At 35.4% G+C, this 12326-nt stretch carries 10 protein-coding genes; 6 read left to right on the top strand and 4 right to left on the bottom strand.

Features of this window, described 5'->3' with window-relative positions; all coding sequences use genetic code 11:
- Positions 1 to 107: 107 nt before the first annotated feature.
- The 3 genes from B6C84_RS00430 (at position 108) to csdE (ending at position 2628) form a co-directional block, all read left to right on the top strand.
- Positions 108 to 986: a U32 family peptidase gene (locus B6C84_RS00430; RefSeq protein WP_086353739.1), complete on the top strand. Its 879-nt coding sequence runs from the start codon at positions 108 to 110 to the stop codon at positions 984 to 986.
- On the top strand, positions 955 to 2166 hold the full coding sequence (csdA, locus tag B6C84_RS00425; RefSeq protein WP_217332079.1) for a cysteine desulfurase CsdA: 1212 nt from the start codon (positions 955 to 957) through the stop codon (positions 2164 to 2166). The genes B6C84_RS00430 and csdA overlap by 32 nt, the downstream gene beginning before the upstream one ends.
- Positions 2167 to 2229: 63 nt before the next feature.
- Positions 2230 to 2628 (top strand): cysteine desulfurase sulfur acceptor subunit CsdE, encoded by a 399-nt coding sequence (gene csdE / locus B6C84_RS00420; RefSeq protein WP_034901495.1) that lies wholly within the window; start codon positions 2230 to 2232, stop codon positions 2626 to 2628.
- A 58-nt stretch (positions 2629 to 2686) separates the two neighbouring features.
- Here csdE and dolP read toward each other — a convergent pair whose 3' ends face one another.
- Positions 2687 to 3259, bottom strand: coding sequence for a division/outer membrane stress-associated lipid-binding lipoprotein (gene dolP, locus B6C84_RS00415; RefSeq protein ID WP_065577915.1), 573 nt, complete (start codon positions 3257 to 3259; stop codon positions 2687 to 2689).
- Positions 3260 to 3499: 240 nt separating this feature from the next.
- On the opposite strand from dolP, the gene B6C84_RS00410 reads away from it, so the two are divergent.
- Both B6C84_RS00410 and B6C84_RS00405 read left to right on the top strand, forming a co-directional pair.
- Complete coding sequence (locus B6C84_RS00410; protein ID WP_086353737.1) at positions 3500 to 4198, top strand: DUF1266 domain-containing protein; 699 nt, start codon at positions 3500 to 3502, stop codon at positions 4196 to 4198.
- Entirely contained in the window at positions 4195 to 6876 is a 2682-nt protein-coding gene (locus tag B6C84_RS00405; protein ID WP_086353736.1) for a hypothetical protein, read from the top strand. Before B6C84_RS00410 ends, B6C84_RS00405 begins: the two co-directional genes overlap by 4 nt.
- A gap of 84 nt (positions 6877 to 6960) precedes the next feature.
- Here B6C84_RS00405 and B6C84_RS00400 read toward each other — a convergent pair whose 3' ends face one another.
- The 3 genes from B6C84_RS00400 to xthA form a co-directional block, all read right to left on the bottom strand.
- Positions 6961 to 8631 carry a molecular chaperone HscC gene (locus tag B6C84_RS00400; protein ID WP_086353786.1) on the bottom strand — a complete coding sequence of 557 codons (1671 nt, stop codon included), beginning with the start codon at positions 8629 to 8631 and terminating at the stop codon, positions 6961 to 6963.
- Positions 8632 to 8828: 197 nt separating this feature from the next.
- A complete protein-coding gene (gene xseA / locus B6C84_RS00395; protein WP_086353735.1) occupies positions 8829 to 10178 on the bottom strand; it encodes an exodeoxyribonuclease VII large subunit in 1350 nt (449 codons plus the stop codon).
- Positions 10179 to 10201: 23 nt separating this feature from the next.
- The gene (gene xthA, locus B6C84_RS00390; RefSeq protein ID WP_086353785.1) at positions 10202 to 11008 is read right to left on the bottom strand and encodes an exodeoxyribonuclease III; all 807 of its coding nucleotides are present in this window, start codon (positions 11006 to 11008) and stop codon (positions 10202 to 10204) included.
- 115 nt (positions 11009 to 11123) lie between these two features.
- On the opposite strand from xthA, the gene tyrA reads away from it, so the two are divergent.
- Positions 11124 to 12245 carry a bifunctional chorismate mutase/prephenate dehydrogenase gene (tyrA, locus tag B6C84_RS00385; protein WP_086353734.1) on the top strand — a complete coding sequence of 374 codons (1122 nt, stop codon included), beginning with the start codon at positions 11124 to 11126 and terminating at the stop codon, positions 12243 to 12245.
- The last annotated feature ends 81 nt before the right edge of the window (positions 12246 to 12326 follow it).

Below are 12326 nucleotides of genomic sequence, written 5' to 3'. Positions count from 1 at the left end.
AAATAAATATGATACTAATCTAGATTGCTTTTGATATTAGCGTTAGAAAATAGCTATCAAACATTGACTATTTAAAATAATTAAATACAGATATAGTGAGCAAGACTATGAAATATGCGTTAGGCCCTGTGCTTTATTATTGGCCTAAAACTGAAACTGAAGCCTTTTATCAAGCCGCTAAGGAAAGTGAAGCGGATATTATTTATATGGGCGAAACAGTATGTACCAAACGTCGGGAAATGAAAGTACCCAATTGGTTAGATTTAGCTAAAGAAATTGCTAAATCTGGTAAACAAGTCGTACTTTCTACCCTAGCACTGCTTGAAGCACCATCAGAACTAATTGATTTAAAACAATTAGTTAATAATGGTGATTTTTTAATTGAAGCTAATGATTTGGCGGCAATTAATATTGCTCATGACAATAATTTACCTTTTGTCGCTGGTCCGGCAATTAACTGTTATAACGCATTAACCCTAAAATTGTTACAAAAACAAGGTATGGTGCGTTGGTGTATGCCAGTTGAACTTTCTCGCGATTGGTTAAGCAATGTTTTAAAACAATTTGACGCATTGAAAATTGAGCGCAATTTTGAAGTTGAAGTATTTAGCTATGGTTATCTACCATTAGCCTATTCTGCCCGCTGTTTTACAGCTAGATCGGAAGATAAACCAAAGGATAAATGTGAGACTTGCTGTATTAAATATCCCGTTGGTCGAGAAGTATTTTCTCAAGAGCAACAAAAAGTATTTGTCCTTAACGGTATTCAAACACAAAGTGGCTACTGTTATAACTTAGGTAACAATCTAAAAGAGATGAAAGGATTAGTTGATATCGTGCGTATTTCTCCGCTTGGAATTGACACACTCGAGGTAGTTAAACAATTTAGAGCTAATGAAGAAGGACTAAATCCTTTACACATTGAACATAAACGAGACTGTAACGGTTATTGGAATGGAATTGCAGGACTTGAACTTACACAATAATATGCTGCTACTCGAAAAATTTAGGGCAGATTTCCCTGCTCTAAATAGCCATAATGTGTATCTTGATTCAGCAGCTACAGCACTGAAACCACAAGCCATGATCGATGCAACTGTTGAGTATTACGGGCATAACACTGCAACAGCGCAACGTAGTTTGCACCAAGATGCGCTACAAGTCACCGCAACGATTGATCAAACTAGGCAAAATATTGCTGATCTACTTCATGCTAAGTCAAATTGTGAAATAATTTGGACTCGTGGCACAACCGAATCAATCAACTTAATTGCCCAAAGTTATGCTAGAACACAATTACACATAGGTGATGAGATCATTGTTAGCGAGTTAGAACATCACAGCAACTTGTTACCTTGGCTTATTGTGGCGAAACAAACTGGCGCCAAAATCATTAAATGGTCAGCAGATATTGATGAGCTTTCAAGATTACTCTCAGCTAAAACCAAAATTGTTGCTATAACTCAAATGTCTAACGTTACTGGTTTTTGTCCAGATTTAGCCAAAATTAGTCAACTAGTTCATCAAATCAATGCGGTATTAGTCGTGGATGGCGCACAAGGCGTTGTACATCATCCGATTGATGTTGAAAAATTAAATATCGATTTTTATGCCTTTTCTGCTCATAAGCTATATGGCCCAACTGGATTGGGGATACTATATGGAAAACAACATTTACTCAAGCAAATGGATGTTTGGCATGGTGGTGGAAAAATGTTAAAAACGGCTTCATTTACCGAATTTACAGTTGAAGAACTTCCCTATAAATTTGAAGCGGGTACGCAAAATATAGCTGGTATTATTGGTTTTAAAGCAACCTTAGATTGGTTAACAAAGTGGAATGAAACACAATTAGAAAGTTATATAACACAATTAGCTGACTATACTGAATCAAAATTAAGTCAATTAACCAATATACAATTTTATAGTGTTAAAAATAGTCCTATAATTAGTTTTAATATACAAAACATTCATCATAATGATGTCGCTATTTTATTAAGCGAACAAAATATTGCCATCCGAACCGGTGAATTGTGTGCTAAACCGCTTATGGATAAACTTGGTTGTCATGGTGTTATTCGCATTTCACTTATGCCATATAATAATCAGCACGATATTGATCATTTTATTACAGCATTACAAAATTCCATTGAATTACTCACGTAAACTATATCTGTAGTTAATCAAAGAAACGTTAATGACTTGTTCAATCACTAATCGGTTTTAATTATGCTATCACAACAAACTTTATTTGAATTATTTTCTAAACAACATAACTGGCAAGATCGTTATAGACAATTAATTGCCTTAGCAAAACAATTACCTGATTTTCCGGATATAAAAAAAATAGAATCCAACCAAATTTATGGTTGTGAAAATCGGGTATGGCTAACTAATGAAAAACAATTAGATAATACTTTTACCTTTCAAGGTGATAGTGAAGGTAGAATCGTAAAAGGATTGTTAGCTATTTTAATCATTATTGCCAATCATAAAACAGCAGAACAAATCCAAAGCATCGATTTTCTTGCAATATTAAAGCAATTAAAAATTACTGATGAGTTGAGCCAATCTCGGCTACAAGGGATTGAAAAAATAATTGAGCGTATTAAGTTAGCGGGTAGCTAGTAAAAAAGGGAGGATAATTTCTCCCTTTTTAAAGCTTTTTAGTTTTTACAATTAGTGATTAACGTGTAGTAAATAATGTAACAACTTTCTTGACACCAGCAACTTTACTTGCAACAGTAGCGGCTTCTTGCCCTTCTTCACTGCTAACAATACCGATTAAAAATACCTCACCATTTTCCGTAACGACTTTGATATTACGTGCTTTTGTTTTGGAATTTAGTGTAAGTTGGGATTTAACTTTGGTGGTTATCCACATATCATTGGTGATTGTTCCTGCTCCAACCGGTTCTCCAGCACGAATTTGGTTATAAACTTTCTTAACTCCTTCAACTTGATAAGCTAGACGTTCAGCTTTTTCAATCTGTTCAGCATTGGCTTGGCCTGTCAAAATAATATTGCCATCATAAGTACTTGAAGAAATACGAGAGCCAATAAAAAAAGGACCATTTTCACTTAATTTACTGTTCATTCTGGTGTTCAGGGTCGTATCATCAACTTGTGTTCCTGTGGTACGCGGATCGGTGGCAACTTTTGCGGTAGCACCAGCACCGACGCCAATAACAGCAGCAACACACCCTTGTAACATTAATGTGCTAGTTACTAATGCTGTTACTAAAATAAATTTTTTCATTATCACTCCTTTTATTTACTACCCAGTAGAATTCAAATACTGATGAACAGTTTTTATTATGCCTTGTAGATATAGTTTTGCAAAATAATTTTATTGTTCTAAAAAATAAAATCTCTCGATTTTTTTAGCTAATCTATAGCAAAAAAGTAATTAATTTAATTATTATAACAAGCATTTATTTTTTCATAAAATCTGTTATCTTTTATTAAAAGGTCGTATAAAAATTAATGGAATAAAGCTATGAATCAAGATTATATCGATTGGTTATATGGTCTATCGGCACCAATGGTTGCCTTAAATAAAGAGTGTGGCGCAAGTTATACATCACCCTTTTTTTTTCCTGAGGATAAATATACCGATTTGAAAAAAGACTGGGGTATTGATTCGCGAGAAACACTATTAGCAATGGTTTTTAATATGGTCGATGATGGTCATGCAACCGCCTTATCTAAACATTATTTTATGTATCCTCGCCTATCGGCATTAGATTGGTTAAATTATATCGAGAAACAGAGCGATTACGATAAAGTTTTGCTCGAATTTGTTGAACAGACTTATTCCGAATGTGGCACTGGAGGTATCCGTAGTTGGGATTACGCACGTATGGGATATATATTGCGTAATGGCATCACCAATAAATTTATTACTGAAGAAGAAGCCCTTTGGATTTTGTATAGAATAGGACTGCGAGCACAATACTATTATTCATCATGGCAAAGTTATTTTTCTGGTTGGTTTGTCGGTTATCAATATTGGGAATCATTGACTAATAAAGAAGATTTAGAAAGATTACGTTGTGACTTATGCCGTTCATCCCAAACATGGACTATGACTAAATTGTATAGCGACGAAGATTCCCCTTATCATCACCTGCCTTGGCATATTGAGATAGAAGAATTGGAAAAACCTGAATCATTAATGGAGTATGCTTGGTCATGAATAACAATTTTTGGCAATTATTAGCAATTGAGAAAACTACCGATATCGCCGTGATTCGCCAAGCATATCGGGCAAAACTACCTGAATATCATCCTGAAACAGATCCTGATGGTTTTAAAGCGCTACGCGAAGCCTATGAATTAGCAATGCAGTATGCAAAATCACCAGAATTAATGACTGAAGAATTAAATCAAGAAAATCTCGCTGAAGAGGTCATTAAACCCCTCACCGAAGAAGAGCGACAAGTCAAAGAAATCAGTGATAACTATCAAGCATTACTCGATGATCCGGTTCGATGCCATGATGTGAATGAGTGGCATAAATTTGTTGCTTCATTTTATGATTACCCAATGTCTATACTGGAAATTGCTAAATGGAAACTGTTAGATATCAGTTATGACACAGTGACGATATCACTATCATGTGTGAAAATATTAGCTGATAATCTACGCTGGCGTCAGCAAATAAAAAGTTATTCGCCCAACGACGCTGATATGTATGAGAACTTTTTTGATCATATTGATCGTGGTGATTTTTTTGATTACGACAGCTTACCAAGAACGAACAAAGCCATACAAAATGTAACCATCGACTATGCTCGTTGTGCTAGATGGCTTTTCTGGGAAAAACCAGCAGTAGAGTTAGCAGAATATTTATCTATTCATACTGTAGTTTACCTACCTGATAATCCAGAGTTCATGCAAGAATTAGCCGATTGGTATTATTTTGCTAAATCGCCAAATAGAGGATTATTAGACTATGCCTTAACTTGTATTGCCGATCCTAATCAAGAACAGCAAATTCAGGAACAATGGAAAGCTGTCGCCGCAATGCAGTATTCACTGCTTGAAGACGAACAAAACGCCTTATTACTTTGGTTAGAACTTTATCGTTTACCGCAATATCAAGAAAAGGCGACCAGCTGGTTAATGTTATGGTGTTCCAAGAATCGGTTTGATTATCTACCATTATTAATTCTGGCATTAAACCAATGTTATTGTTTAACGGCAGAAGATCAGGAAACTTATATATATAGTATTCCGCAATTTACGCCATCAACAATTTCTCGACTACTGAAATTTAGGAAACAAAACTACAGCAATGAAATTGCGGCTGTTATAACCTGGGCTCTGGATAATCATTGGAATTATCGTCAAGTTCTACACACTTTATTATGCGATGATGGAAACAATCGGTTATATCGTTTATACCGACATGCAATCATGCTACGACACGGTAATAAAACACTTTTACAAGAAATCTTAGCTGACTCAAGTGAAGATGAGTTTGAACAATTTATTTTACAAAATTTACAGCGTCAAGCTAGACAACACCTTGAATGGCTCACTAATTTGCCACCCGTTCAGGAGTTTAAACAATGGTTGTACCAAAGTGATGAAAATGCAACTATCCCGACTAAATTTGATCCAGATAACGAAAAAGGCAATCAGTTTTTATATGGTCGATTATGGTTAGATAGATTCGATGATATCCCATTTGTCGCCAAATTACATTTATACCGCAATGTAACTTATCGAAATATGGAAATGTTTGATTGGCCGGTATATTATCAATTTAGGGGGTTTAATAATTTACCTAAATCACCTGAACAATCAATTATTGAGGCTGATAAGAATGCTTATTGGCAATGGTATCGTTACTGTTTATTAGCCATTACTATTGCCAATTCACCAATTAAAGCCGCAGACTTTATTCGTGAAAAAGATAACTTATTTTTACTCCCAGAAAATGATCCGCTAGTGCCGCTGATCAATACCTTTAAGTCTAACCAATGGCAAAATGATACACAATTATATAATTTAATCGATACTGATAACCAGTTGATTGGCAGTATGTTGGTTAATTATCCAAATTCAATTGAGACGTTTACCGACTCGCCAGAAGAAGTTAATTGGGATGAAATTGAACAAATAGTTGAACAAAGATGGGCAAATAAACTAGCCAACAAACCAGTAAGTTGTTTAATGTTACTGTATATGATTGTTTTTGATAAACCAAATCAAAAAACAAAACTACACCAAATACTACAAAAACTTGCTGGCGATGATCTACAGTTAAAAAAACTTGCTAACGCATTTTGTGATAAATTATCTATTCCATCATCCCTTAAAAAACATAATGATGAATTGCAAAACATAGATAAATTATATGCTATAAATAAAAAGTTAGACAAAGATGATTCGCTATGCGAAGAAGAAGATATCGAAGAACTAGAAGAAATTGGACAAAATAATGATAATAATAGCATAATTAAATTATCCTCAGCATTGCTGTTAGCCAAAAATATGGATCACCAGAAAAAGCTGCAATCAAAATCATTTCCGCCAAATGAATGGTGGCAAATTTGGCGTTGGAAGGGGCGAACAAATTTAACTGGTTTCTTAAAACAAATGGGCTACGTCAGTTTACCTTTATTTTTTCTAATAATAGGAGCAGCAGGAAAAACTAATTTAAATCATCCAATTATGCTTGTATTATGCGGATTAGCAACAATCAATAGTGTTTTGGCAATAAAACGACGCTTAAATGACTGTTATTCTAATGGAGGTATCTATTATTTTGTATCCGCCACAATTCTATTACCATTTCTATTATTGCCGTGTTGGCTTTCAACTGTTAATGAAACCAACCGCTACGGACCACCAATACAAAAATAATTAGAAAAAATGAATCATCTACATATCCCCTTTGAAACACTATTTTCTGATTAGCAAAGGGGATAATTTTAGAAAAAGTAATGATTATCGATTAAGCTCGCTAAGATTTACCTCTATCTCACTGCGTACTTGCTCGATTTCTTCAGGGTTCTGCTGATCGAGTACTTGCATAAAAGCTTCAATATATGCTCCAATTAATATTCGTTCATCACCCAATGACTGTGCCCATGCTCGTTCTAGTCGCGCTAATAAAGTACGATTTGGCATTTCATCACGCGGATGAATCTTAAGGGCCGCTAGACGTTCATGGCTCTCTTGTTTTTGCTTATCAGTTAACCCTATTGGACTATGATCAATCACTTTGCCATGCAATTCGCCAGTTTCAAGCAATACCACATCAACTTCGAGTAAACCATTTAAATCATAACTAAAACGAACATCAATCCCTTGTATTTTTTCCATTGGCTTTAAAGGAACTTCAAATTCATCAATTAGAACATTATTTTCTACCCGAGGGTTTTCACCTTGATAAACTGAAAGCATAATGCTTTTTTGTTGTGGGTGGGTCGTAGAAAAGGTTTTTACTTTTGACGTTGGAACAATCGTATTACGTTCAATAATCGGCGAAAATAAACCATTGATATTACCAGAACTACTTTCAATGCCTAGCGTATATGGGCACACATCGGTAAGAATCACTTCTTCAACATCAACATCACGTAAACGACATGCTGCTTGCACTGCTGCACCTTGTGCAACAATAGTCGTAGGATTAATGTGACGATAAGGTAATTTGGCAAATAATTTGGTTACTAACTCTCGAACTACACCTAACTGCGATGAACCACCAACTAAGACAATATGCTCAAGTTCATTAGGTTTTAAGCGAGCATCACTTAAAGCCTGTTCAACAGGTGCCCGTAAACGATTAAGTAAAGGTAACCAAATTGATTTAGCTCTTACTTCATTTAATGAAAATTGCCATAACTTATCTTGCCAAGACCAAGTCAAATTATGTATTTGTTCACCATTTAGCTTACATTTTAGTTGTTCGGCTAAATCTAGCAAGCGAGCATAGTCATCAATTGGTATATCAGATTGTTTGAGTTCCCATTCGCTTAAACAAGCTTTAACAAGTTCATGAGTAAAATCTTCACCACCTAAGTAATTATCACCAGCTGAAGCATGAACCTCAATGATTGGCATGCTATATTCCAACACGGTAACATCAAATGTACCACCACCTAAATCAAATACTAAGGTATTTCCAGATTGTTCTTCATGTAATCCATACGCCATGGCGGCGGCAGTAGGTTCATTAATTAAACGCACAGCATTTAAGCCGGCTAGCTCAGCAGCAAAGCGAGTCTGCTTACGCTGTTCATCATTAAAATAAGCAGGTACGGATATTACTACATCACGAATCTCTTGTTTTAAAAAAGCTTCAGCATCAGCTTTTAATGATTTTAAAACCAATGCAGAAAGTTCGGTTGGGGTGAATTTTTGCTCACCTAATTCAAAAACTTTACTTGAGCCTAAAAAACGTTTGAATGCCGCAGCACTACGGCTAGGATGAGTGGTTAAACGTGATAAAGCAGCATGACCAACTAAAATAGAGTTATCTTCATCAATGCTAACCACCGATGGCGTAACAACTTCGCCGATAGCGTTGGGAATAAGCGTTGATTGACCATTTTGCCAAACACAAATCAAACTATTGGTAGTACCTAAATCAATACCTATTGGAGGATGCATAACCACTTTATTCTCTTAGTATTTTTTAATAAATTTTTTGGATATTATATCCTTAATACTATTTAAGATACAATTTTATCCAATTTCGAGCATTAAATTTATTAAAAAGATAGATTATTAATAAAAACAAAATAGCTAAATAAAATGCTAATTTACAATTAAGCTATAATAAGTTAATTTTTCAAGCCTAAACGTAACTATTTTGAATTAGATTTTTTATTAATCTCAATAATTTGACTAGTTACTTTGCCACTTTTTAACTGTGTTTCAATCATTTCTCCAATAACGACTTGCTCAACTGTGCGTATCACTTTGTGTTGCTGATTAGTTGTTACTGAATAACCTCGTTCTAGGGTTGCTAGTGGACTAACACTATTAAGCTGAGATGTTTGTAATACAAACTGATGTTTAGCATCTGTCAGCTTGTTTTGAATTAAATTAATGATTTGCTGCTGTTTTTGTTCAAGACTTTGCTCATAATAAAGAATTTTATGTCGTGGTGAAACACGAACTAAACGTTTATCAAGTAGGTTATGGCGATAAGATTGCCTTAATAAATATTGCTGCATATTTTCAAACAAGGCATGACGACCACTTAATAACCGACTTAATTGTTTTGATAATTTTGCTTGAGGGTGCTGTGTTTGTAATTGATGGCGCCATTTATTTAAGCGTTCTCGTCGACGCATTAAATAGTAATCCATCGCCATGCATAAATATTGTTCTTGAACTTGCAAACGCTTAATTTGCTCTAGTTTGTCTCGACTTACCAGCTCAGCCGCTGCAGATGGCGTTGCTGCACGAACATCAGCAACAAAATCAGCAATCGAAAAATCGACTTCATGACCAACAGCACTGACAATCGGTAATCGGCTAGCAAAAATTGCTCTTGCAACCACTTCTTCATTAAATGCCCAAAGATCCTCAAGTGCACCACCACCTCGCCCAACTATTAGCACATCACATTCTTGGCGAATATTGGCAATTTCAATCATCCTTGCTATTTGGGCAGCCGCTTCATTACCTTGTACCTGAGTTGGATAGATAATCAAATGCAAACTAGGATCGCGTCGATTTAATATCTGACAAATATCATGCAACGCAGCACCAGTTGCTGAAGTAATAATTCCAACCGTACGAATATTATCGGGTAATGTTTGTTTATAAATAGGATCAAACAATCCTTCTTCTGACAGTTTTTGTTTTAAATGCTCAAATTTTTGTTGTAACAGTCCCGCACCAGCGGGTTGCATTTTATTAATGACCAATTGATATTCGCCACGTGCTTCATAAAGCGTTACCGAAGCGTTTACCAACACTTGCTGACCATTTTGTGGAGTAAATCCGGTGCGAAAATTACTATTACGAAACATAGCACACCGCACTTGAGCAACTTCGTCTTTTAGAGTGAAATACCAATGACCAGAAGAAGGGCGAGAAAAATTGGAAATTTCCCCCACTAACCAAATTTGTCCAATAGCTTCAGAAAGCAGTTCTTTAACGATTTGGTTAAGATCTTTGACCGATAAAATCGAACTGCTTTGCATACTATTATCCTCATGGTTGAAGTTTAATCTAAATCAAATTGTGCCCAGATCGGTGCATGGTCAGATGGCTTTTCCATGCCTCGAATATCATAATCGATACCTGTTTGCTGACAATGTTGCTGTAACTTTTGGCTGGCTAATATTAAATCAATTCTTAATCCTGTTTCACTATCAAATCCTTTGGAACGATAATCAAACCATGAATATCTTTGCGATTCAGGATTAGCATGACGATAAGTATCAGTATAACCAAGAGACATTAAATTATTTATCCATTCACGCTCTTCAGGCAAAAAAGAACATTTACCAGTACGCAACCACCGTTTACGACTATCATCAGAAATACCAATATCTAAATCGGTTGGACAAATATTCATATCCCCCATAATTAAGGATAATTGACTATTAAGTTGCTGACTTTGTATGTACTGATTTAAATCCTGATAAAATTTACGTTTAGCCGGGTATTTGATTTCATGGTGTAAACTTTCTCCCTGCGGAAAATAGCCATTGATAATGATTAAATTACCTTGGCTAGTCGGTAATTCAGCCATAATTAATCGGCATTGTGCGCCTTCCTCATCAGTTGGAAAACCACATTGGACTGATAATGGTTTTTGCTTAGTCAATAATGCCACGCCATAATGCCCTTTTTGACCATGATAATGTAAGTGATAACCAAACTGCGCCAGTTCCTCAACAGGAAATTGATCGTTATGAACTTTGGTCTCTTGCAAGCCAATTATATCCGGTTGATGTTTATCAATAATTGCAGCTAATTGGTGAATTCTAGCCCGAAGACTATTAATATTAAATGAGATAACTTTAATCATAAATTTATTGTATTTGATTTAATTTTGCAATTGACCCATGCTACCAAAAATACGTTATACTGTTAAGCAATTACAGTAAAAGCTATAACTTGTGATAAAGGATCCAGCAAATATGTCAAAGGAATTACTTGCATTGCGCAATAAAATTGATGAAGTTGATCAATCGATTTTATCTTTAATTAGTCAGCGACTAGCATTAGTCGCCGAAGTTGGCGAAGTGAAAAGCGAGCATGGAATTCCAATTTACGATCCAAAACGTGAAGCGGATATGTTAGCTAAACGCAAACAAGAAGCCGAAGATTTAGGTATATCACCAGCGCTAATCGAAGATATTTTACGCCGCTTAATGCGTGAGTCTTATATTAGTGAAAACGACAAAGGTTTTAAAAAGGTTTACACTGGCAAAGGATCAATTGTCATCATTGGTGGTAATGGCCGAATGGGTAGACTATTTGCCAGACTATTTACCCTGTCAGGTTATACAGTCAAGACCTTGGGTTCAAAAACCATGCATCAAGCAGCCGAAGTCGTTGCTGATGCTGCTGCAGTTATTGTGACCGTACCGATCAACAAAACATGTGAAATTATTGAACAATTACCACCACTACCTAAAGATTGCATTTTAACTGATTTTACTTCAATCAAAGTCAAACCGTTACAAGCGATGTTAGCTAAGCATACTGGTCCTGTCGTTGGCTTACATCCAATGTTCGGCCCTGATGTACCTAATTTAGCTAAACAAGTTATTGTTTACTGCCAAGGACGATATCCGGAACAATACCAATGGTTAATTGAACAAATGCGGATTTGGGGAGCAAATTTATGTGCGATTGATGCCAAAGAGCATGATAAATGCATGTCATTTATTCAAGCATTGCGTCATTTTACTTCATTCTCATATGGTGTGAATTTACAACGCGAACACGCTGATTTAGAACAGCTAATTACACTATCATCACCAATTTATCGACTTGAATTAATGATGGTTGGTCGCTTGTTTGCTCAAGATCCAGTACTTTATGCCGATATCATCATGGCGTCAGATGCCAACATTGAATTAATTAAACGCTACTATCAATGTTTTGGGCAAATGGTTGAATTAATCGAACAAAGAGATAAAACCAAATTCATTGAGAATTTTAATGAAGTAACCAAATGGTTTGGTAATTATGCCGAACGTTTTATTAAAGAAAGCCAAGTATTATTGAAGTTTGCTAACGATAATCGAGAATAGTTTAGCTAAGTTCCTTTGTAAAACACTGATAACGTTAATATGATAACGCCGGAAATAAGTTAAATAAAAATTCTGTATGAG

The organism is Gilliamella apis (genome assembly GCF_002142155.1).
GTDB lineage: Bacteria > Pseudomonadota > Gammaproteobacteria > Enterobacterales > Orbaceae > Gilliamella > Gilliamella apis.
Note: the sequence above shows the minus strand (reverse complement) of the source record. Positions and strands in the feature narration are given on the sequence as shown.

Coding starts and splice junctions, on each gene's coding strand:
- csdA (WP_217332079.1), top strand. CDS start 955: ATGGAATTGCAGGACTTGAACTTACACAATAATATGCTGCTACTCGAA.
- xseA (WP_086353735.1), bottom strand. CDS start 10,178: ATGCAAAGCAGTTCGATTTTATCGGTCAAAGATCTTAACCAAATCGTT.
- B6C84_RS00400 (WP_086353786.1), bottom strand. CDS start 8,631: ATGCATCCTCCAATAGGTATTGATTTAGGTACTACCAATAGTTTGATT.
- dolP (WP_065577915.1), bottom strand. CDS start 3,259: ATGAAAAAATTTATTTTAGTAACAGCATTAGTAACTAGCACATTAATG.
- csdE (WP_034901495.1), top strand. CDS start 2,230: ATGCTATCACAACAAACTTTATTTGAATTATTTTCTAAACAACATAAC.
- B6C84_RS00410 (WP_086353737.1), top strand. CDS start 3,500: ATGAATCAAGATTATATCGATTGGTTATATGGTCTATCGGCACCAATG.
- B6C84_RS00405 (WP_086353736.1), top strand. CDS start 4,195: ATGAATAACAATTTTTGGCAATTATTAGCAATTGAGAAAACTACCGAT.
- tyrA (WP_086353734.1), top strand. CDS start 11,124: ATGTCAAAGGAATTACTTGCATTGCGCAATAAAATTGATGAAGTTGAT.
- B6C84_RS00430 (WP_086353739.1), top strand. CDS start 108: ATGAAATATGCGTTAGGCCCTGTGCTTTATTATTGGCCTAAAACTGAA.